This is a genomic window from Leptothoe sp. LEGE 181152, assembly GCF_032906605.1.
GTDB classification, from domain to species: Bacteria; Cyanobacteriota; Cyanobacteriia; order Phormidesmidales; family Phormidesmidaceae; genus Leptothoe; species Leptothoe turfae.
This window is the reverse complement of the sequence record NZ_JASATU010000003.1, coordinates 193,992-215,614: the sequence shown is the minus strand read 5'-3', so window position 1 is coordinate 215,614 and position 21,623 is coordinate 193,992. Positions and strand designations below refer to the sequence as shown.

The following is a 21,623-nucleotide window of genomic DNA, read 5'->3' as shown; positions in this document are numbered from 1 at the left end:
GCTAATCTTGTTCCTCCAACAACTTATGTAAATGTTGAGCCAGACTACTGATAGTCTTATGCTCCCAAAATATTGTGGGATCCAATTCTAGATGAAGCCTGGCTTCCAAATTCGCTGTCACATTAACCGCCGTAACAGAATCTAAACCATAGCGAAGTATCTTGTGACGAGGATTAATTTTTTCTGGGTTAATCGCTAGCGCTTGAGCCAGGTTATTGATCAAATACTCTGCAATTCCTGCCTCACTCAAATCAGCCTTAGCGGTTTGTTCAGTAACTATCTGAGCTGCTTTGTCCTCTGCATCAGCCGAACGGCTATCTATCGTGGCAAACCATTGCCCCACAACATTCAGGCTTTCCTCCAGATATTGCCTGCGGCAAGCAGAACGCTTGAGTTTTCCACTTGCTGTCTTGGGAATACTGCCTGTCTTCAGGAACAAAATGCCATGGACTTCAAGTTCATGCTGCTCTACAAAAGTGTCAAGGATAGAATCCACCAGCATATTCGCATCAAAATCCTTTAAGTGGTGACGTTCTATCTCCTGGGCCAGGATCAATCGCTCTACCCCTTCAACATCAACCGAAAAAGCAATCCCACTGTGGGGACGCAAAACAGGTGATATCCGCTCCAGTGTCAATTCCAGATCCTCCGGATGATAGTTACGACCACGCAGGATAATTAAGTCCTTGAGTCGCCCCGTGACAAAAAGTTCACCCTCCGCAATAAACCCTAAATCACCAGTACGCATAAATGGCCCTTCACCGGTATCTGCAAGATATGTCTGAAACGTTTTACTAGTTTGCTGAAAACGTTGCCAATACCCCTGAGCCACACTAGCCCCGGAGAGCCAAATTTCACCTACAGTATTTTCTGGCTGAGTTCTAGATGAATCAGGATCAACAATAACAATATTTTGACTCTGGTCACTGTAGCCACAGCTCACTAGCCAGGACGCTTTCGGGTGATCGGGCTTAGCATCTACAGCCTGCCCCTGAACTAAAGCCTCGCGTTCAAACCACTTAGTTTTCAAAGGAGCCCCATCAAAGCGCCCCGAAGCCAGCAGGGTTCCTTCTGCTAACCCATAACAGGGAGAAAACGCATCTTGACGGAACCCAAAGGGTGAAAACTTAGCCGTGAAATGCTGTATGGTTTCAGCTCGAATGGGTTCAGCTGCACTAACGGCCATTGACCAATGGGACAGATCCAAATTTTCAGCCGCTAACTGTTCTGGTCGAATCTTCTGTGCGCAAAGCTTATAGGCAAAATCTGGGCCACCGCTGATGGTGGCCTTATAGTGCGAAATCGCCTTCAACCAGCGAATTGGCTTTTGTAAAAAGCTGACTGGCGGCATCAGCACTGCCGAACAGCCTGTATAAAGGGGCTGGAGTAGGCCGCCAATTAAACCCATATCATGGTATGGGGGTAACCAGCTCACAACACAAGTATCAGAGGTAAAGTGAAAACACCTTTGAATCAGCTCTGAATTATGGATGAGATTCCCATGGGAAATCATTACCCCCTTGGGCTTACTCGTAGACCCAGAGGTATATTGTAAAAATGCAAGGCTATCAGGAGTTAAATCAGGATCCTGCCAGTTTAAGTTGTCTGCATTTTGCAGAGCGTCAGTAGCAATGCATGTTAGTGGCGATGAATATACCTCCTGTTCTAACTGTTTGCGGCTATTGCTCAGCAACGCTGTTGTTGTGAGTGCAAATTTAGCCTCAGCATCAGCAGCAATCGATTGGAATGAAGACGACCGCTGATTGGATTTAGGGGGATAGACTGGAACTGCAACAATACCTGCATAAAGACAACCTAAAAAACTCGCAATCAAGTCCAATCCAGGCGGATAAATTAAGAGGGCACGCTCTCCAACAGCTGAGATTTTATGCAGGTGAGTAGCAATGCCTCTGGCTCGTTGCTCCAATTCTTGATAGGACCAGGAAGTGGCTACTTCGCACTCGCCATCAACAAGAAAGGTATAGGCAATCTGATGAGATTGATGATGGGCTCTCCAAGTCAACAAATCCAAAAGAGTACACTGATCATCTAACGTAGGCGTTTTGGGAACTGACGTGCGTGGTCTAACAGACAGGCTCATGATTCTCCTAAATCGGCTTAATTTCTTTAAATGGGGCCTTGCAAGTCTGTTGCTCTAGCTTAGCAGCAGCCACTAGTCTTAACTTTGACTGGAACTGATTCCTGAGTAGGTTGATAATCTGACAAACCCGAGACCAGAGAATTAACAATTTTTTGGTCAAAACCAATTCTCTCTAAGGCTTCAATATAACGACGAACAATTTCTTTCGCTGCCAGACCACTTTCAAATCCCATATCTCCAGCATTAAATGTGCCACAAACCACACCCAGCTCTCCACACAAGGAGGTACATCCTTCACGAACAACAGTTAAGATTTCAGGCATGACTCTGTGATGAGCCCAAATCAATGCATCGTGAGCTTCATCTGAATCTTGTTGAAGTAATTGCTTCAATCGAGATATACCAATTTCAAAATGTTCTAGCTCATCGTTGAGAATACTTTCTGATACTCTAGCAGTCTCTCCGTCAACCGTCGTTGTTTTACCAATTCCAGCTAGCCCCAGATACGTAGTGATAGCTAAAATCTCAATCATAACGTCTTGAATGATGTAGCATACAGCTAGATTTTTTTTCGCTAGCGCTGCGTCAAAGTGCTTTCGAATGGTAAACCATTCTGGTTCTACAATTTTTTCAACCACTGGTAAATTCAAACGTTTTGCCAGTTTCACTAAGTTCCTGACATGCTTAGATTCAGCATAAGCTTGATGAACAGCCTCCATCTTCTCATCTGTATCGTCCAGTAGAGCAACCAAACGACAATAGTTCTCAGTGGCCGTAATCTCCCCAGCGATTAAAGTTGATATTAGAAATGCCAATAAATCTTGATATTGTTTATTGTATTCCTTCAAAGTAGAAGATTTAACCGACTTCGTCTGAACTTCAGCAACCATAATTCTTTCCTCCTAGTTTTATCTAACTTGTCAGCAACAATATTCGTAATTTAAGCAGAGCTAATCGTAAATAACATCTAATCGTTCATAAAATGTGACCCTTAGTAAAGGTGTGAAAATGTGAAAAGATTAACTTGCATTGAAAATTAGTGTTTGAATGAATTTCAATCAGATAATGGCAAATAACATTTTTGCTCAGGACAATAGAGATTTAGCTTTCCCATTTGCCAGAATAAATGCCAGCTAAATTCTGATTCTCGCATATACTCTCCCCAATTTCTCTTGAGACTTGTATGAGCCATTCTCAAATGATAGTGAGGAATTGCAGTGGAAATATGGTGAGGGATGTGAATGTTGATGTCATGACAAAGAAACTCAACCCAACGGGGATATCGACAATGTACTGTTCCATATAGCTGAGCTTCTGCATTATTCCATTCTTCTCCTACTCGCCATGGAATATCTACCGCACTATGATGCACACGAGTGAATGTGGAAAGCCAGAAGTGGAAAACTAACCAAGGTAACAACCAAAACTTGCCCATAGCCCAAATCCCACCCAAATAGTAGAGCCAAGCCAAGGCAACTACAGCAAAGAGATAAACGAGCACTGAGGAGAGTCGCACTTTCGAACACTCTTCCGTAGACAAGGTAGAGCGCTTGAGATTCAACTCATACCACCAGTTTTGAATTGAGGCTAACCACCAGAACCATTCCCGCCAAAATTGGTAAGTCAATCGCCCTTTAAGGGACATTGACTTCCAAACCTCAGGTCGGAGAGGATACCAAGCTATATCAGCTCGTCGATGGATAACATCTTGAAGTTGTCGCCAGCGCTCCCCCCCCAATTTATTAGTAAAACGATGGTGGGTATTGTGTTGAATGCGCCAGTTATGAAAGGGATAGAGCAGAGGTAGCATTAACAAGTGTCCTAAACACTCATTCACCCATTTTCTTTTAGCAAAAGAGTAGTGGCCACACTCATGTCCTAAAATAAAGAAACCCGTCAAAGCAGTCCCGGTAAATATCCATAATGGAGGACAGAGGTACCAGGGGGCAAAAAATAATCCCACAGTGCCTAAGGCAACAGCCAATACACTAACAAAAACAGAAGTCCAGGCTTTGAGTGGTTGCTGGAGAAAACAGTCTTGAGGCAAACTTTTAAGTAACTCTTTAGTCGTAAAAGCTCGTTGTTGGACAGGGAGGGAAAAAGCTGAGTTTGGCACCGTCATTTCAATTTACCTCTCTTATACCTTCTGAGGCATCTTCTTTTGGCTTAACATTGCCTTTGTTGGCATCTTAACATCCCACGCCAGCCCTAGTTTCTCTAGCACACGGATGAAATATCCACCCAAATCAACTTGCCACCATTCCAAACCAAAAATTGCTGAACTTGGAAAGGCATGGTGATTATTGTGCCAGGTTTCCCCTCCAGTGGGGATTGCTAACCAAAATATATTGTGACTATGGTCATCTGTCTCAAAGGATCGTTGACCATAAACGTGGGAGAGGGAATTTACACTACCCGTTAAGTGTTGGGTAATAAATATTCGAAAAACTCCCCCCCAGAGAAATCCTTGTACAGCACCCTGCCAGGTTAAATTCAACACCCCTCCTAAAATAGCGGGAAGCAATAGTCCCAGGGACACCCAAACATGGTAATAACGACTTAGTTTAGCCAGTGTTTGGTCCTTCATCAGTTCAGGTGCATAATAGGCTGGATTAGCATATTCATAATCCATAAGCCATTGCACTTGGGCATGCCATAAGCCCTTTACCCGGTTAATCAGCCCCTTTCCATGGTGGTTGGGTGAATGAGGGTCTTCCGGTGCATCACTGCACTCATGGTGACGGCGATGCATCACCACCCAAGACACAACAGGACCTTGAGCCACCATCGAGCCAATAATAATAAAGAGAACCTGTATCACTCGATTCGTCTTGAAGGAGCGATGGGTAAAGTAACGATGAAATCCAACCGTGATCCCCATACTAGTTACACCACACATCAATAGCGTAATGCCTAACTCTATGGGACCAAACGTTAACCAACTGAGAGAGATAAACGCTAAGATAGTCCCTACAAATGGACCGATTGTGTACAACAAAAAATGATTTCGCTGAATCCGGTTTATGTAGGCACTCGATATTGTCTTGCGTTTTTGATAAGGTCTGACCTTAGCTTGAGGTGAGACTTGAGGATGGAATGAATCCATTCGTATTTCGCCTGCTTCTAATGAGATGAAATGAGATCTATATCTAAATTACTGTGTGATTAATACCACATGATTAGGATTATAAGATTGAAATACTCTTAGAAATACTGAGAAACAAAAATTTTCTCAAATATTAATTGCCAATTCCAAAGTTTTTTAAGCGGAAGAGTCAGATACAGACCCCTCTTATTATTGGCATAGCTACATAAGCCATAGATATCATTAGGCAACGCAACAGAAGCTAAAAGCTAGTCACCTTAGCGATTCTGTTCCTTTCCTTATATTCGGATTTTTGTTATCTAACAACCTGATACGGGAATCTAAGGCCCAGTTACATTGCACTCGATAACCATGATTGGTGTGACGTTTTAGCAAATCATTAATCAGCCTAGCTTCACACCACAAAATCTGGCACTCCAAACTTTGCCTACAATTTTCTTTAAAATATAGTCAATGCCTTGCTTAGAAACATTTTTGGCAGTCAACGTTTGCTCAAAATCTAGCACAGCTCCTATCATATTTCGATCATAAACCATTCGATCGTCCACTCGAACGTCTCCAAATCCAGCCTGTTCCAGCCCCTTGATATAGTCATTCTCAGTAATTGCTCCGGCCACACAAGCAAAATACATGTCGAGATCTGCTCGCATCCACTGAGGCAGCTGTTCAACAATCATGTCAGAGACTGAAAATTGCCCACCCGGTTTCAGCACCCGCACCATTTCCTGGAATACCTTATTTTTTTCAGGAGACAGATTGATGACACAATTAGACACAATCCAATCCACTGAATTATTTTTTAAGGGTAGGTCCTCGATATATCCCTGTAAAACCTGGATATTTTTATAAGGGCTGTTGTCAATGTTGGTTTGAGCTAGACGCAGCATTGCATCAGTCATATCAACCCCAATCACCTGCCCCTCGTGACCAACTTTTTCCGCTAACAACAGTAAGTCCAACCCAGCTCCTGAACCTAAATCCAGCACTGTCTGTCCAGGCTTTATAGCGCTAAAAGCCACTGGGTTGCCGCAACCAAAAGAACTTCCGGCAGCTTCTTGATGACTTTCTGTTGATTGCTCATCCCTATATCCAGACACTTTTGTCAGCGCTTCATGATTGACAGAAAATGATAGCTGTTCTGATGACGCGTCAGAATCTGACGTATCAGAATTAGCAGTCTCCTTATTTAGGGCTTGCGTATACGCTTCCGCAACTTTCTGACGAATATCATCTACCATTGTTGTCTACTTGTAGGATAGTCACTATTGCACTGGACAAATTCTATATGTTCGGTGTGACATTGCACCGAGCCAGCTATAGCAGATTCTGACGAGATAAACCCATTTTAGCAACGCACAGGAATTGGGAGTAGGGCGTATTGAATGGAATGCATTCAAACTGAGCTGTCAGATTTTCTGGATTTGAGTTTTTTCTGGATTTCGGTGCGTAGGGCTATGGCTTGGACATGGTTGCGTTCTAAGTTTAGAGCATGGTTAATGTACTTGAGGGCTGTTTTGGTTTGGTGCAATTGATCGTAACACTGAGCTAATTTGAGAAAGATGTCTAGGTCCGGGCCAATCTGCTCCAAAGCCTGTTGGAAATACTCTAGAGCTTTATCGTAATAGTTTATCTCATAGAGGAGACTGCCAAGATAATTGGCCAAATTACGAGACTCGCCGATGGGATAATGGGTAGCCTTTATCTGTCGGGCAGCGTCATAAAATTCAGCACGGAGATCGTCCGCAATAGAATCTAGTTTTGGTTGGAGGGTTGGGTAACTATCGAGGAAAATTTTGCTATCCCAACCACTTAAGCGAAGATAGGACAGCCATTGTTTTAAAGTAAAGTCATCAAAGTGATGTTCGACAGCTTTTTTGAGGGTAAAGAAGTCGTCGGGACCATGGTTGGCGATGGCTTCGTCATAGGCTAGGCGGGTGCTATCGTAGCTGTTGGGGGGATGACCAAAAAGAAACCCAAGAATATTGAGACTATTGTGACGCTGGGGCGTTTGTAAAACCTGACCTCCTTGATTGCTGACGTACTGGCCTATGGCATGGTAGTTGACGGTGAGGGAAAAACAGTTACCGTGGGGGACGAGGCTAGGGCGACTGCAGTTTTGTAGCTCGTCTTCTCGACTATGGCCTTTATCGCCCGAGAGAAAAAGTAGGCGATCGTTAGATAATCGGCGCAGGTTACGAAGACAGTGGAGGGCGATAATGGGAAACAAGATTGAGGTGTTATCGAGAGTGTTTTGGTAATTGTCTAGGATAGTATTGAAGGCTAGGTCTTTATAATAGTTGGTGGGGGTAATGGGCTGGTCATCGTAGACAATATCGAGATGCTCAAGCACGTGAGGGACTACAGGATTATTGATATTCAGAGCATCTGAGGGTGAGGCAACAGTAACTAAGGTCTCGTGGAGTTGGCCCTGTTTTATAGAAAAGAGATCTTGAGGAATGCTATCGAAGACATAGTTAGCAAAGACGATCAGGGGAGTTTCTAGCGTACCAGTGGTAATCACCTCACCACTGTATTCCAGGGTAAGCTGCTGATCCTGTGTGAGATCAAAATGGGCAATGTCGAGAATACCCTGGTCAAAGTAGGATTGAAGCAATGGATGCTTGCGCCAGAAGTCTAGGTTGCGATCGCTAAAGTCAGTTAGTACATATTTGATGGGAATAGTCTTTAGCGGCGATCGCCTAAAGAAGTCAAAGAATTTTTTTAGAAAATGATAGGCAAAGCGACCCGAGCCTGCTCCGAGCTCAATGATGTAAACAGGCTGGGCAGGTATCCCAGACGTTTTGTTGTTACTCAGGTTTGAACCGTACCAATCTTGTAGGAAACCATAAACGACTTTTCCATAGGCATTGGCAATGAAGGGATTACTGGTAATGTAATGGGGGACAGTGCCTTTATTCCACGCGTTAACTCCCTGTTGTTCAAAGAACTGACGCTGGATTTTCCAAAGACTTGATTGGGAAAGGCGATGGCTCTGGTTGGAAGGAATTGCAGGGTAAGGGTGGGGAGATCTTAAAATATCATCAGATGATGTCTCATCAGATGAGCCAATAGGATTAGGCTGATGGGGTGGATGGCGATCTTGCTTGCCATTAGCCATTAGCTGAATTGGCGAGATAGGAACAACTTTATCAAAAAGGATCCTCATACCGTTTAAGCGTGTGGGGCCCTGGACATTACTGGTAGATGCAGCAATGTCCAGGGTATAGTCATTGGATAGGTCAGGTCTAAAAGACATAATAATAGCTGATTAGAAAAGCACCCATTAAGCTCGACTTACAACAAGTACTTCTACAGGAATCATATTCGCGACTTCCGTATCGACATTTGCATCCTTAAGATTATGCTTTCCTCCCCAGGTCCAAACGGTATCTGCATCAGGCATAAATACCCAGTGCATTAGCAAGTTGTCATCCAGAAATCTTTGGATTTTGTCACGATCAAAAATCTTCTGATTGCGCTGATTAGGATCTTCTTTTTGAAAAGAATCTTTGTCATAGATGCCAACTATACGTGGCCATGCAGGCTGATTCCAAGAGATTTTCTGATCTTGGAAACCACTTAATTTACCTAATGTAGGGTTTTGAGAAAGCGCACGTAGAGTAAAGCTATTGTGCTCATTATTTATTTTTTGTTCCACCAGATCTATGACTTTCTTTACAGATTCGCTCATCAATTGCTGTAAAGGAAGTTTGTCTTTCTTGCGTTTATAAAGTATATCCAAATCACTGTAAGGTGTGACTCTGATTCCTAGCCTTTCACACAGTACAGAGAGGGCTCTAGGCGTTAATGCTAGATCTCCTTTCTTGTATCCTGAATCTGATACTTCTTGAGGTTGCAGGCTATGGAGTTTTTTATTCTTCTGGTCTATTTTAATGCCTTCAAACAAATTGTTAAAGTCTTTTACTTTTTCCCATAGTTGCGATTTATGTTGTCGAAGATGATCCTTAAAGAAAATCATCAAACCGACAATCAGCGTGTAGTCAGTTGGATACCCAGGCACTGTCTCTTTTGAATCATCATCGTAATAATGGGCCATTCGTTTTTCTATTCGATTTTGTACAATGCCCTTACCTCCTCGATCTTTATTTAAGTTGGCTTTGACTGACATCCCTTTATAATCAGTGCCATGGTAAATTGCGTCGAGTAACTCGATCAATATCTGCTCCTTACCTTGTGTTCCATTCTGCCGATTAGCAAAATAAAGCATGCCCATCAAGGCAGAGGCCATGCCACAGTTCCCCTCTTGATTCTGATTCAGTAGCCATGGCTTATCTCTAAGATTTTCTAACCTTTCATAGCTATTTAATTTTATTTCTACACTAAGGCCTAGCTTAAGAGCATCCTGCCAATCATTTACATTTTGAGCAATGCTGTAGTTAGACAAGGAGCCTGACCAGCCTGCGTAATCATCCCCTTGTTGTTGCTGTAATTTTTGTTGTTGAAGTGCTGTTTGAAGTTCTAGTAGGCGGTTCATAGTTGGTCCTCTAGAGGGCTATTGTTTATCAATTAAGATCTAGAAGTATGTCTTTGAGTCAATTATCTGTTTTGTCCAACCATCACATGACGTTAAATTATAATTTCACTAGCTGTTTAAAAAACTGAATAAGCTTATGTATTTCCTAGGCAGGTGAGCTACTACAATGACTGAAGCATCTGCTATGGAAAGAATAGGATGCGGCCATTTATATTTTCTCTATCTCTTTTGAGAACTTATATCTTCAAAAGTTATCTTGTACCACTCAAGCTAAACTCTAACACAGATTTTTTGGGGTTCTGTTACTAGCTCCCTTGTATTTATATGAAAATCTTATCTTTTAGCTTGATCTTGGATGCTGCATTGGCCTGATGGGTGCAGAAGAAACTTATGCCATGCTACATTTATGAAAACACAAGTCTTTCCGTCTCAGGATTACTTGAGATTGTTACAAGGTATCAAAAGATAGGCAATATTTCGAAGAAATTGAAATATCTCTTGATACCTTGAAGTAACGACTGCTAGTCAGTTCTCATCGGATCTTTTCACTGTTCCAGTATTTGGCTGCTGATATCGTGCAGTCACATTATTCTGTCAATTATTACTCGGAGTTATCCATGAAAACTAACCTATCACAGGTAACATCAGCACCAATCTCCAATACGGACTTGGTGATTCAACCTAAACTAACAATTGGTGCCATCAATGACAAGTATGAGCAAGAAGCGGATCAAATTGCTGCCCATGTGATTCAACAACTTAGCTCTTCTGACCCTGGGATAGCTGTGGTTCCTAGACCTACCCTGATCCCAGAGAGTGACAGAAACATTGGCTTATCTACCAATCTAGAATTTCAAACATTGGTTCATCAAGCCTGTGCAACGGATGGAGAGACTTTAGAAGGTTCATTGCGACAACAGCTAGAAACCATCATGGGAGCGAATTTTTGCAGGGTGCAACTACACCATGATTCACTATCTGATAGTTTGAATCGTGCCCTGGGATCAATCGCATTTACGGTTGGAAATCATATCTTTTTTAGGCAGGATGCTTACCAGCCAGAGACCCAAGCAGGGCAAGAATTACTTGTCCATGAGCTAACTCACGTTATTCAACAAGGTGGCGGAACCCATGACCAAGGTATCGGCTCGTCCTGGTATATACAACGGCATGTTACCTATGGCTTGGGAGCTGAGGCTGTTGGAGTAGAGATCACAGTTAACAAGAAATATACAGAAGCTAAACTAGTTGGCAAAAGTGGTGTGATCACCGATAAAGGCCCCAAATCAGATAAACGCTGGTTTGTCCGTCTCCATGGAGATGACAAAAACTACAGATTTAAATCAGAGGAATTGGATTATGCCAAGGTTGATGGTAAACAAGTAGACGGTTTAGATGAAGCTCAATTTCCGTCAAAAAGATATCCAGGTTCAGTTGATTGGTTTCGGGGGCGTCTGACCATCAACGATGAGGAGCTATATATGGAGCGTGAATATTCAGATGGCCGAACGCCTCGCAATATAGTGTGGATTTATAAGAATGATGATAAGGATGAATATCCCCATATTCTATGTGAGGATTGGGCAGGTTGGATGGGTAAGGCACACTACTCCAGTGCAGAAGTTGTCATGAACGATACGGGTACTAAGGTCGATCATGTGAATATACGGCGAGTGTGGTTTATATGGGACCAAAATGAAAAAAAATTTATGCCGTTTCAAGTATATGATGGCACTGGAGATGATAATAACGTCAACAGTGAAGACAGTACCTCTATCTTGCCAAATTTAGAGGCCGATAGTACAGATGTGAGGTTCCTGTACGACGGTGGATGGAGAAACCATAAGGTCGCTAGATCGGCAACACATCCAGCCATTCCAACTGCAGATGATTTAAATGCGGGATGGGGACATGTTTAAGAAAGAAACTATCAGTTGTCCATACTCCTAACCTTTTAATTTTGGAGACTTTGAGCATTGTCTCCTCCAGAATTAGAAAGCTAAGGGATTTTTGCCTGGTATAGCCCTTCCGAGAAAATACCTGGGATCTGTAAAGTTATAAGTTTCTAGAGACGATAAGACCACAGGAGTGAAGAGATATCATCTTCCTAACTCCTGTGGTCTCGCGATATGGAAATAAACTCAAGCTGAGGGACTATCAGGAGGGTGCTAACGGCCTGAAACCGTCAGCGCCTGGGGAACATGACATTCCCCAGGCGCTCGTGCAATTGATAGGCTACTTCGAAACTTAGCAATGCTCCAAAACTGTGGCGGAAAGAGGCAAATTGTTGGTGACAATGGAGCTAGAGTGTCTGCAATAAGGGTTTAATCAGGTCTGGTCACTGGGTTAATAGCGGCTCTTTGAAACGTGTTTTACGTCCGATGCCTTTACCGGCGACGATGGAGTAGCTGGGCTTTGGGAATTAAACTAATGGGAGACACAGGGACAGTTCTCTCAAAGAGAATGGTCATGCCATTGAGCAATACCGGAGTGTTGGAATCATCTTGTGAGTCTAGCCTGGGCTCACTGGCATATTCATCGTCTAAATTATCGGTATCTAGAGCATAACCGTAGGTATAGGGGTCGTAAGCCATGGTGAATGACCTGATAAAGGGGATAAAGAACTAAAATGGAGGTTGGCAATGGCCAGGATAGTGGTAGAAGCCGAGTCGTTACAGTTTAATTGTCGCTGTTATATTTTGTGTCGAGACCTTATCCCAGGGCAATAACTTCCATGGGGACAGAATTCAGGATATCGGCCTGTGTGGAGCCAATTTCGTAGGTTTTATTAAAATCTACGCCATAGCCCCAGGACCAGGCTTGGTTTTGACTGGGCATGTAGAGCCAGTGTCGCAATAGGTTGTAGGGAATACACTGCTTAAATTGTTCTTTATTGAATTTTCCCTGGGTTTTATTAGTTTCAGTCTCTTGCTTGGTGTAAAAATCGGACTCTTCATAAACGCCGACAATGCAGGGCCATGGGAGGTTTGACCAACTAACTGGAGCACTAGAATCTGCTTTGTCAGCTCGGACGAACTTATCTATATTGTTTTTGTAGCAGTTGAACAAAGTTATGCCGTTGCCACCACGACTAGATTCCTGCATAAACTTTTGGTGCATCGTATTGTACACCTTTTCCTTAAGAGGTGTTTTTTGTCGATCAGTCGCACTAACGGTATTGTCGGTATAGTGTACTGCATCTATGGACAAATATTGGCACAATGCTAACATTCCCTCTAGGGTTAAACCAAAATCGCCCTTCTTTAGACCGTCCTTTGTTAAATCAAGGATACCCATGTCCTTTAAATGAAGCTTAGGCCATTCATTTTTAAGGATCTGATTAAATTTCTCTAGCTGTTGCCACAGATTAGTATTTCTCTTTTTGACATGATCTTTGTAGAACAGCATTAAGCCGACAAGCAGCACATAGTCACCAGCAAAGGAGGCCACTTCTCCAATAGATGGGTGATGAAGAAGACGTTTTTCAATCCGATTTTGGATAATTGCCTTACCATTTCGCTCCTGGTTGGTATATCGGCTGGTGGCAATTAGGCTTTTATACTTGCTTTCAGACTTGAAGTCTTGTGACTGCGCTGCTGATAGCTCAGTTGATGTATAAATGGCATCAATTAATTCAAGCAGTATTGCCTGTAGATCTGCGTCTACTGAGTTTAAACTGTTTTGGTCTATCGCCTTGAGGTGGAGCATGGCCATAATCACGGCGGCAAAGCCACAATTGCCTTCCTGATTTTGGTCCAATGCCCAGGGTGCCTTTGCTATCCGGGTAAGTCGTCTTTTGATGGATAGAGGTATATTGATGGTGATTTTATCCAGGTCTTCCCAGTTTTCGATGGTTTTGGCAAGGCTGTAGGTTGAGAATGCGCTGGGTGCGGGTGGCGGTAGAATCCTGGGTGGTTCTGGTCTAGGTGTGGGAGTAAGGGGTTTGAGTCCTGGTGTGGGTGGTCTTCGCTTTGCTGGTTTTCTGGTTAGGGCGTTTTGTAGTTTGAAGAGGCGATTCATGGGGTGAGATCCTTGTAATACTTAAGGGCTAAAAAGGAAGAGAGATAAGTATCATTTATTAATTGTTATTCTTTAAAGGTTTGAGTGTGGCGAACAAGATTGTTGATTGAGACTGGACAAGTGGCTTGGTTTTAGAGAGTGAATCACTTACATTAGAATATGGGTACGTTAGACAAGATCGTAACGCACCCTGGCTAGCTATAGCTTTCTCGCTATCCTTAACATTCTTTCAAATTTTCTTGCTAAATCACTTGCCAAGCGCAAATATTTCCATTGGCACAAGTTCTTTGATGTCGTCTATAGTGTCAGCGAACGAACTGTCAGTGACTGGTGATTTCATTACATCTACTTCCTCTCCCCATGTCCATGCGGTATTGGAATCTGGCATATAAATCCAATGCATCAACAAATTATATGGGACGGATTTTTCAAATTTTGTTTGATTAAAAGCCTGGTATCGTTTAGTAAAACTATCTGCCTTATCGTACACGCCAACAATGCAAGGCCACTTTATCTGTGACCACTTTATTGGAGATTTATGGTGTTCCATAGTAAATCTAGCAATGTTCTTAGTGGCCAGTGTATGGAGAGAGATGCCAAGGTTACCTTTTTGGCTCTCTTTCAAATACTGTTGTTTTACTATTTTGTTTTGTTCTGAAGATTTTAGCGTGCTTTTTTCCTCGTCAGTAAGATACTGATAGCTGTAATACGTATGTTTCATTTCTAGTCTGCGAAGTAACTCGCGCATGCCTCCAACGGTCAATGCATAATCACCCTTCTTTGGTCCTTCCTTCGTCATTTCATATATACCTAAGTCCTTTATCTTCGGATGCTTGAAGGACGTGTCCATTGCTTCATTGAATTTTTCGAGTTCTTGCTGGAGGCTACTCATCTCACGTTTGACGGTATCTTTGTAGAAGAGCATAAGGCCGACAATCAGAATATAGTCCGCTAAATATTTCTTCACTTCTTTGAGGGCAGGGTGGTGTTGCAGGCGTTTCTCGATGCGGTTCTGAATAATGGAAATGTTATTACGAGCAGAATCGGCCGATTTACTCTTTGCCGATAATTTTTTATATTTGCTGGAACTCACAAGCTGCTCGGAACTTACTTGAGCTGATGATGGGATTGGCTTGGATACATAGATAGCGTTAAGCAATTCGCGTAAATCATTCTGACGGATCTGTTCTTTTGACTTAAGAGACTTTTGTTCCCGCCCTGCATTATCAAGTAAAGCCATCAGAGCTGACGCAAATCCACAATTTCCTTCATCATTCTGGTTTAGAATGCTAGGATTTTTTATGATTTTCTCCAACCTTGGAGCATATGGCAATGATATAGCGATCTTTGCTTTAGCCATCACGTCTTTCCAACTCTGAAAATTACTGGCAAGACTATAATGCGTAACTGACGTGGGCAAGTTTGAATCCAGTGCTTGTTTCAATTGTTGCTTATGCCATCGAGGTAAATCAGTTGTAATAACCTTGAGTCCCTGCATTTCTCTTTGGAGTTGTATTAGTCGATTCATTGGTTGTCCTCTTAGTAGAATTTACGTATCGTGCCATTTTGAGCATGTGCATGTAGACGCATCAAGCAAACAGCAGTTCGATATTGCAAAAAAATCGGCAAGATATTAGTTTTTAAGACATGAGATGAGTTTCATCTGGGTAGCCTTTTTCCTCTGCATTTTCTATTATTTCATTTGATCTCCTATTTTCAGTTGGCTGAGACATCTCAGCCTGGCCCCTTGGTTGTTCTTGTTTATTTATTTCCGTTTGCTCTCTTACCTCACTTAATACTTGCATTTGATTTAGGTCCGCTGCTAACGCTGTCTCATCTAATGTCAATGACGCACTGTGATCCGGGGATGTTGGGCGGTTTCCAGATCGTGCCTTATGGGGCTGATTTGGTTTCTCTGTTGTCTGTTGTAACTCCTGATCAAACTCATCAAACCGCTGTTCTAGGGAAATGGTGCCTAAGTTAAACGAGGTTGCATGGCTCATATTATGTCCCATGCGGTCAAACACATCATGGGCTCGTGACCCAGTCATATCTTCTTTAACCTCAACCGGTTGACTACGCACCGGTATTACCGGCGTATCATCCATTTGATTGTGGGGCATATGGGACGACATTTGATCAAACACATCGTGGGGATCAGCCACCGCTTCTCGGATGTCATCGGGTAATGCTGGGGTTGTCTCTGTTGATGCAGCTGTCGATAACTGGTGAGCATCTTTGTTGGCCTTAACCCTGTCACTGCGACCTTGGTCATAGGTTTTCTTGCCACTGAGAATCGCCTGAAGGTCTGCAGCAAAGGCACGATCGCTCATCGCCTGGTCACTCTGAGCCTTTTCTGATGCCGTATCGAGATCGCTAAAGTCCAAATCCTCCGCCAACGTATCCTCGTCAAGATCAGCGACTGAAAATGACTGCCCAAATGACTGTCCAATAGTCCCTTGCTGATAACCTTGCTCGCCATCCTCTAAGTCAAAGGACTCGACTTCAAAGGCTGCAGTCCTTCTATTATCCTTCCACTTAAAGGTGGTGGCTGCATGGTCATCCTCGTCATAGTCGTCGTCTATGCCAAAGGTGCTAACACTGTAGGCACCCTCATCGTCCTTATCCTCACGCCACTCAAAGGTGGTGGCCACATGGTCATCCTCGTCATAACCGTCGTCCATGCTGAAGGCATTGGCTGCATGGTCATCCTCGCCATAATCTTCGTCCCCATAGGCAGCTGCATAGGCTGTGTTAGCTATGTAGGAATTACTCTCGCTGTTATAGGTCAGCTCAATGGGCTCATCCCAGTCAAAGGATTGTGCCTGAGTGTAAACCTGGTGCGACTGTTGTTTAGGTGGGCCATGGTATCGTTTTCTTCGATATTTTTTTGGTTTGTCAGAAGAGCTACAGAGGTTATGTTCTAACGTGAGGAGTCGATTTTTCATAGGAGGCAGAGGAAAGAAAAAAGTAACGAATTACAAGTAAAAAGTAGAGATTGACTATGAAGTCATGATGCTTTTGGAGAGGACTGAGTTGTGTTTTGTGCGCTTGGCGTAGACTGTTTATTGGACTGTTTTCGTCTATGGCGTTTGCGTTGTAGCTGTGCCATATGGTTTACCAATTGGGGCGGACAGGCTAGCTGATAGGTCAACAGCAATACGTTGTTACGTAGTCCTTCTATATCAAAGGTTGATGGGAGTGTACTATCACCACTGGTATCGTCAGTGTCAACTATTGGCACTACATCAATCGTAGCTGCCGAAGCTGGGATATCTTTGGTCGGAGTCTCTTTAGAGAATATAGCCTTCTCTGGTGACTGTATTTGACTATTAGAGAAGGCTTTGACGACTTGGCTCTCAAGCGACAGAACATTTGATTGTGTTTCCCGCTCGTAGTTAGGGTTAACCTTGGGATATGTCTCTAATTGCAAATCTCCGTCAGCGATTTGCAAATTATCTGTTAATCTTATCTGCTCCCGTGCAATAGGTGGCTGTGCAATCTCCACTTCTGTAACATCTTGTTGTATAACGCTGGTTGACTCAACTGATGAAGCATCAACCTCTGTCGTAAAAAACTCGTCAACGGCTCCATTGGTTGCAGGCGAATGGATTCTAGTGGCAACAGTTGCTGGCTCTGGAAGATCGGAAGAGAGACCAAGTCTGGTCTGGCGAATGGTTGTGGCCAGGGATTTATAGCTGGTTAGGGGGGCAGTTGGTTGTGGGTTAGAGGTTTGGGTAGAGCGAGATGCAGGAGGAGCAGATGGGGTAGGCTTTGACGGATGCTTAGCCCAAGGAGGTGCAGAAGAAGATTCTAGGAGGGAATTAAGGGTTTGTCGGCGTTGTTTTTTGGCAATGGTGTCTGGTGTGGGAGTGACCGAAAATGTTTCGACAATATTGGGATTAATGGGGGTGGGAACGGTGGGAAGATCGACATTAGGTGTACGAGTTTTTGGGAAGCTATGATATCGTTGGCCCAGCTGGGCAGCCAGCTGACGATAGGCTCCGGCAGACTGCTGAGTTGGCTGTGGTTGCGGGTTTTGTAGGGCTGGATTAGGGGCGACTGACGCTGGAGCATGTTGGGGCTGTTTTAATCGGGGAGTAGGAGGCTCACCTAGCCGTTGCATCAGTGCCTTATAGTCCATGGATGGGGGCGCTTCCTGTTTTTTCATGGATGCCTGCTGTGTTTCTTTTGCCCGTCGTCTTCGTCGCACTGGTTGCTGCAACGGTTGCTGGCGTACAGACCTGACCCGAGGCTGATGCCCTCGGATATGGTGCTCCAGGGCTAATAGACGATTGTGGCTAAGTGGCGTGTAAGCAGACATGGTGAGTTCAAAGGTGAAAATTCAAAGTTCAAAGTTTAAGTAACAAGATTCTCGTAAGGTGACTAATTTAATTCCCTTAAATCCCCTCTCGGGAGGGGCACCTGAAAGGCGAGGTGGGTTAACCACTAACGCTACTAACCGATCCCCCAATTCGCTCCCTATGGCGGCTTCGTCTAAGATTCCAAATTCATCGTAAATACGGCATAGGGATCCAACGCTACCTTAAGCTGATTGTCGTGGCCTGTTAGGTGAGTTTGATTAACCTTGATCTTGAGCTGTTTGTTATTTGCGGAAAGAATCTCCACTGGCTGATCGTTGATCACCGCTGCCGGAAACTGATCCAACGACTGGGCACTGGCTAAGTTGTTACCTTCCAAGGTTAAAACCGTATCGCCCTGGGCTTTAGAAAGGCTGGCCTTGGCCACACTGGGTGGATGCTCCTGACGGCGGGCCTGGTTAATAAGATTAGCCAGGCTGCTATAGCTCACTTTCTTTTTGGTCACCTTACCCAGGTCCACATTGCGATCTTCGACGGTGCGACGTAAATCTTCGGTGGATTGAATACCAAGTTTTTTTAGCTCCTTACGTTCGTGGTCAGGTATGTCCACCTCATCAATGGACGTTTCCCCATGTTGAATTGGCGGGCGAGTCACTTCTCGAATTTGGCTGTCGCTAATGGACCCGAGCTGGAAGGAGATTTTGGACGCACCCTTTTCCCCTGGCTTGGCCGTGGTAAAGCGTACGTTGTCGCCATCAAACTCTGGAAACAACTGGAGTTCTAGATTCATATCCTGCACCATGTAGGTCAATCGGCGGTTTAAACCTTTGACCGACAATGTGTCTTGGGCCTTGTCTAACTCAAGGATCAAGGAGTCAAGAAAGGATTCTAAATTCCAAGATTTGTTTCCTTTAGTCGCCATAGCGAGCCTCCACAATGCGCATCTGCATTTGATGGAACATTGGCAATACGGTGGTGGCCGTCCGCTGGGTGGGCGGGGCTCCCTTGAGGGTCACCTGACCCGCTTCATCCACTATTACCCGCAGTTCAACGGGCATATCCAGCTTGATTTCTTCCACCGTTAAGACCTGCCCTGTGTCCGGATCCACTCGCTGTTTTTCGTAGTCCGCCAGGGTAGGTATCAGGTCCGCTAGGGGGAGCAGCGGATCTAGCTCTTCAAACTGTTCACTGCTGGTGGCAGCTGTGACAATAGGGTCTGGAGAGGTAACTTCTAACTCGATTATCTCTGACGGTGTGACGTCACTCCTGCCAGGCAGCGGTGGGACTGGCTGGCTGGGATTAGGAGAATTTGTAGGAGGTTCTGTATGGTTATTCATCGCTAACGCCTATAAAGTGGGCTTTCGTGGGCATGGGGAAATATACTGGCGCTTCGCTTAGCTCTGTCACATGGCCGTTTTCATCAATGTCTGAGACTCGCTTGAGCAGGATACGCTGCAGTTTGAACTCTGGATATACCCATAGGGCCACCGTGCTACCTCTGCGGCCCCTAAATTTGACTGAACTGCGGGCCAGGGCATTAAACAAATCAATATTGTCGCGATTAAATAGGGCGTTTAACTGTTCATCGTTGAGGGGGGCATGGTGAGAGATTTGTCCCAGCAGCTCATTGAGCCGCTCGGGATTAAGCATCATGCCGGCCTTGAGTTTGCCTTCCTGGCGACTATGGCTGGTTTGCTCAATCCGGGTAAGGGTTTCCATGCGCGCCAGAGTGGTGCGATCGCGTTCCAATGAGTAGTAGTACTTGCAGTCCAGGGTCAGCTGACGTCGCTGCTTCGACAGTTGCCCCTGCCACACCTTATGCCAGTAAGACCGGTAGCGATCCACATCGTTAAGCGCCACCGTCTCCCCCTGACCTTCAATGCGGTCAAAGCAATAGTCCCGCACCAGGGTAATCATCTGGGTCATACTGGTGCCCATGCGCTTTTTCCCCATGGTCCGTTGGGAGCGACCGCCCCAGGCCAGCACCGCCATCACCAAATAATCCTCGTTGGGTTCGAGCATAGCCAACTGCTCTTGGGACAGCGTTGGCACGACAGTCAAAGGACCATGGGTGAGATCCTCCACCCGATATGTCTTCTCAATTAAAACTTCCAAGGTTTCCGGATTTTTTACCAGGATCTGGAGAATCCCCCTGGCAATCGGTCGCGGAGTATCTAACTTAAGAGGAAAGGCAATATCATGCCCCTGATGGTAGAGCACCCGAGTACGACCGTGGAGCATTAGGGGAGTGACCTGCATAAAGTCCAGCCGTACCCGAGCCACCCGTCGATAGTCAATTTCCTGAGGCGACCAGGTCAGAGCATTGACCATCGCCGAGCTATAGGCCCACTTCTCCATAGCCGTATCATCTACATTCTCTATCAGTTTCTCAATGTGCTGCTGATCTTGTTTTTTATCCTCCATACTGACCTTAGCCACCTGGGTAACACTGTCGGTAACCGCCCCCAACAGTTTGGTGGGGGATATATTTTGCAGCATCATCTGTACAGTTTCTGGGGTCAGCACCTGCTGTAGCAACGGCATCAGGGAGGTCATCAACCCGCTAAGATTGGCCGCCCCGCCAGCCGACCCTAACAAGGACGACGCCCCGCCAGCCGCTCCGGCAGCCGCCCCACCCTCTCCCAGCAAGGCTGCCAGGGCTGGCAGAAACAGTGTTTGGGAATAGCCGCTAGCAGATGCGGCGGTTGAAAAGCCGTTTGTACTGCCATGGGAGCGGCCAGCGGCCACCGCCATAACAGGCTGAGTCGCAGCCAGTTTAGCGCCAGTTGCCGATGCTCCCGCCACCATGCCACTTTGAGCAAGAAAATTCATCAACAGTTGCATCAAGGCCTGGTTATTCAAAGCCTGTTGGCCTTGTTCGCCCTTAGGGGACAGCAGAGCCGTGCCTGCATTCATCAGCAGTTGCTGATTCTGAGGATTTTGCAGAAAGGTACCCGCCTGTTTAAGGGCAGTCTGGGCCTGGGGATTGGTAACAACAGCCGTGGCCACTTTCTTGGCAGCCGGAATCAGCTTGCTAATAAAGGAGGAGAATCCTCCCATAGCCAGCGCCATATCCAGCGGGGGTGTTTCTTTATACGCAAAGGCAACCACCTCAACCGGCGGCTGGGCGATTGGTTGTGATGGCATAGGGACCTCCAAACTTAGGGAAACGGAAGAACGCGGGTTAGGGTGAACACCCCCTTGGGAAGAATGATGCTCACGGGGCAACCCGATAATGGGAAGCTCAACAATCTCAGAGAGGGCGAGGCCTTCTTGTTGAGCTGAACGAAAACTAAAGAGTTGAATATGACGATGGTTGCGACCAAACTGTTCTTTGGGAATAGCTAGGGTCTTACGACCTAAACTTTCCGGCGGCAACGGTCCCATCAAGGGTGACACAACGTTTGGACCCTCTAGCTGTTTGAGACCGTTAACCCGATAGATGTCCCCATCGCCGATGTGATAGCGGTAGTACCGATTGGTAATGCCAATATCAATATCAAAATGGGCATAATTATCATCAGTGTCTTGCCATCTTAAAATTGCCAGGGCCATGGTGTTTGCTCGATGTTGTCAAAA

Annotated in this window: 16 protein-coding genes; 1 reads left to right on the top strand and 15 read right to left on the bottom strand. The window is 44.9% G+C overall.

The genetic code is table 11. The features are described from left to right. Window position 1 precedes the first annotated feature (1 nt). The 7 genes from QGP82_RS01780 to QGP82_RS01750 all read right to left on the bottom strand — a co-directional run bounded on the left by QGP82_RS01780 (window position 2) and on the right by QGP82_RS01750 (window position 9,702). Window positions 2-2,101: an AMP-binding protein gene (locus tag QGP82_RS01780; protein ID WP_163665588.1), complete on the bottom strand. Its 2,100-nt coding sequence runs from the start codon at window positions 2,099-2,101 to the stop codon at window positions 2-4. Window positions 2,102-2,160: 59 nt separating this feature from the next. Continuing rightward, window positions 2,161-2,991, bottom strand: coding sequence for a long-chain fatty aldehyde decarbonylase (locus QGP82_RS01775; RefSeq protein ID WP_499056811.1), 831 nt, complete (start codon window positions 2,989-2,991; stop codon window positions 2,161-2,163). Window positions 2,992-3,155: 164 nt separating this feature from the next. After that, window positions 3,156-4,223 carry a fatty acid desaturase gene (locus QGP82_RS01770; protein WP_499056809.1) on the bottom strand — a complete coding sequence of 356 codons (1,068 nt, stop codon included), beginning with the start codon at window positions 4,221-4,223 and terminating at the stop codon, window positions 3,156-3,158. 15 nt (window positions 4,224-4,238) lie between these two features. Continuing rightward, window positions 4,239-5,207, bottom strand: a complete 969-nt coding sequence (locus QGP82_RS01765; RefSeq protein WP_499056808.1) for an acyl-CoA desaturase — start codon at window positions 5,205-5,207, stop codon at window positions 4,239-4,241. Window positions 5,208-5,590: 383 nt separating this feature from the next. Then, window positions 5,591-6,445: an arsenite methyltransferase gene (gene arsM / locus QGP82_RS01760; protein ID WP_499056806.1), complete on the bottom strand. Its 855-nt coding sequence runs from the start codon at window positions 6,443-6,445 to the stop codon at window positions 5,591-5,593. Window positions 6,446-6,600: 155 nt separating this feature from the next. Beyond that, entirely contained in the window at window positions 6,601-8,463 is a 1,863-nt protein-coding gene (locus QGP82_RS01755; RefSeq protein ID WP_499056804.1) for a tetratricopeptide repeat protein, read from the bottom strand. A gap of 27 nt (window positions 8,464-8,490) precedes the next feature. Then, a complete protein-coding gene (locus QGP82_RS01750) occupies window positions 8,491-9,702 on the bottom strand; it encodes a hypothetical protein (RefSeq protein ID WP_499056803.1) in 1,212 nt (403 codons plus the stop codon). A gap of 617 nt (window positions 9,703-10,319) precedes the next feature. Here QGP82_RS01750 and QGP82_RS01745 point away from each other — a divergent pair. Next, the gene (locus QGP82_RS01745) at window positions 10,320-11,621 is read left to right on the top strand and encodes an eCIS core domain-containing protein (protein WP_499056801.1); all 1,302 of its coding nucleotides are present in this window, start codon (window positions 10,320-10,322) and stop codon (window positions 11,619-11,621) included. Window positions 11,622-12,089: 468 nt separating this feature from the next. Here the strand turns inward: QGP82_RS01745 and QGP82_RS01740 are convergent, their stop codons facing one another. The 8 genes from QGP82_RS01740 to QGP82_RS01705 all read right to left on the bottom strand — a co-directional run bounded on the left by QGP82_RS01740 (window position 12,090) and on the right by QGP82_RS01705 (window position 21,599). Next, a complete protein-coding gene (locus tag QGP82_RS01740; RefSeq protein ID WP_499056800.1) occupies window positions 12,090-12,296 on the bottom strand; it encodes a hypothetical protein in 207 nt (68 codons plus the stop codon). Window positions 12,297-12,414: 118 nt separating this feature from the next. Further along, window positions 12,415-13,722: a hypothetical protein gene (locus QGP82_RS01735; protein WP_499056799.1), complete on the bottom strand. Its 1,308-nt coding sequence runs from the start codon at window positions 13,720-13,722 to the stop codon at window positions 12,415-12,417. Window positions 13,723-13,969: 247 nt separating this feature from the next. Continuing rightward, on the bottom strand, window positions 13,970-15,250 hold the full coding sequence (locus QGP82_RS01730) for a hypothetical protein (protein WP_499056797.1): 1,281 nt from the start codon (window positions 15,248-15,250) through the stop codon (window positions 13,970-13,972). Between the two features lie 112 nt (window positions 15,251-15,362). Beyond that, window positions 15,363-16,670 carry a hypothetical protein gene (locus QGP82_RS01725; RefSeq protein WP_499056796.1) on the bottom strand — a complete coding sequence of 436 codons (1,308 nt, stop codon included), beginning with the start codon at window positions 16,668-16,670 and terminating at the stop codon, window positions 15,363-15,365. 62 nt (window positions 16,671-16,732) lie between these two features. Next, entirely contained in the window at window positions 16,733-18,046 is a 1,314-nt protein-coding gene (locus tag QGP82_RS01720; RefSeq protein WP_499056794.1) for a hypothetical protein, read from the bottom strand. Window positions 18,047-18,219: 173 nt separating this feature from the next. After that, a complete protein-coding gene (locus QGP82_RS01715) occupies window positions 18,220-18,966 on the bottom strand; it encodes a hypothetical protein (RefSeq protein ID WP_163701065.1) in 747 nt (248 codons plus the stop codon). After that, window positions 18,956-19,381: a hypothetical protein gene (locus QGP82_RS01710; RefSeq protein WP_163665615.1), complete on the bottom strand. Its 426-nt coding sequence runs from the start codon at window positions 19,379-19,381 to the stop codon at window positions 18,956-18,958. Before QGP82_RS01710 ends, QGP82_RS01715 begins: the two co-directional genes overlap by 11 nt. Then, window positions 19,374-21,599: a hypothetical protein gene (locus QGP82_RS01705; protein WP_499056792.1), complete on the bottom strand. Its 2,226-nt coding sequence runs from the start codon at window positions 21,597-21,599 to the stop codon at window positions 19,374-19,376. The genes QGP82_RS01710 and QGP82_RS01705 overlap by 8 nt, the downstream gene beginning before the upstream one ends. Window positions 21,600-21,623 lie beyond the last annotated feature (24 nt).

Coding starts and splice junctions, on each gene's coding strand:
- QGP82_RS01780 (WP_163665588.1), bottom strand. CDS start 2,101: ATGAGCCTGTCTGTTAGACCACGCACGTCAGTTCCCAAAACGCCTACG.
- QGP82_RS01775 (WP_499056811.1), bottom strand. CDS start 2,991: ATGGTTGCTGAAGTTCAGACGAAGTCGGTTAAATCTTCTACTTTGAAG.
- QGP82_RS01770 (WP_499056809.1), bottom strand. CDS start 4,223: ATGACGGTGCCAAACTCAGCTTTTTCCCTCCCTGTCCAACAACGAGCT.
- QGP82_RS01765 (WP_499056808.1), bottom strand. CDS start 5,207: ATGGATTCATTCCATCCTCAAGTCTCACCTCAAGCTAAGGTCAGACCT.
- arsM (WP_499056806.1), bottom strand. CDS start 6,445: ATGGTAGATGATATTCGTCAGAAAGTTGCGGAAGCGTATACGCAAGCC.
- QGP82_RS01755 (WP_499056804.1), bottom strand. CDS start 8,463: ATGTCTTTTAGACCTGACCTATCCAATGACTATACCCTGGACATTGCT.
- QGP82_RS01750 (WP_499056803.1), bottom strand. CDS start 9,702: ATGAACCGCCTACTAGAACTTCAAACAGCACTTCAACAACAAAAATTA.
- QGP82_RS01745 (WP_499056801.1), top strand. CDS start 10,320: ATGAAAACTAACCTATCACAGGTAACATCAGCACCAATCTCCAATACG.
- QGP82_RS01740 (WP_499056800.1), bottom strand. CDS start 12,296: ATGGCTTACGACCCCTATACCTACGGTTATGCTCTAGATACCGATAAT.
- QGP82_RS01735 (WP_499056799.1), bottom strand. CDS start 13,722: ATGAATCGCCTCTTCAAACTACAAAACGCCCTAACCAGAAAACCAGCA.
- QGP82_RS01730 (WP_499056797.1), bottom strand. CDS start 15,250: ATGAATCGACTAATACAACTCCAAAGAGAAATGCAGGGACTCAAGGTT.
- QGP82_RS01725 (WP_499056796.1), bottom strand. CDS start 16,670: ATGAAAAATCGACTCCTCACGTTAGAACATAACCTCTGTAGCTCTTCT.
- QGP82_RS01720 (WP_499056794.1), bottom strand. CDS start 18,046: ATGTCTGCTTACACGCCACTTAGCCACAATCGTCTATTAGCCCTGGAG.
- QGP82_RS01715 (WP_163701065.1), bottom strand. CDS start 18,966: ATGGCGACTAAAGGAAACAAATCTTGGAATTTAGAATCCTTTCTTGAC.
- QGP82_RS01710 (WP_163665615.1), bottom strand. CDS start 19,381: ATGAATAACCATACAGAACCTCCTACAAATTCTCCTAATCCCAGCCAG.
- QGP82_RS01705 (WP_499056792.1), bottom strand. CDS start 21,599: ATGGCCCTGGCAATTTTAAGATGGCAAGACACTGATGATAATTATGCC.